Source organism: Allomuricauda sp. XS_ASV26 (genome assembly GCF_041224615.1).
GTDB classification, from domain to species: domain Bacteria; phylum Bacteroidota; class Bacteroidia; order Flavobacteriales; family Flavobacteriaceae; genus Flagellimonas; species Flagellimonas alginolytica.
In genome coordinates this window covers 1-210 of record NZ_JBGFGK010000009.1, presented here as the reverse complement: position 1 = coordinate 210, position 210 = coordinate 1, and the positions used below count along the sequence as shown (strand labels likewise).

At 57.1% G+C, this 210-nt stretch carries 1 protein-coding gene; it reads right to left on the bottom strand.

Annotated elements, in window-relative coordinates; all coding sequences use genetic code 11:
- A partial coding sequence (locus tag AB9K32_RS00050; RefSeq protein WP_369884000.1) for a hypothetical protein occupies positions 1 to 210 on the bottom strand: 210 nt, incomplete at both ends.

The following is a 210-nucleotide window of genomic DNA, read 5'->3' as shown; positions in this document are numbered from 1 at the left end:
CTTGTACCGCCCTCACTGACCGTTACCTCGTTGGTCCCGCCATCGAAGCTCACTCCAGTAATATCATCGTCGGCCACGCTGTCCACATAGGCCTTTGTGGCGGCATCGCTCGCAGCGGTCGGGGCACCAAGGCCCGTCAGTACTAGACCGTTCGCATCGTTCCCATCAGTCAGTACTTCCTCAATGTTCTGGATCTCGTTCGTATCCGAT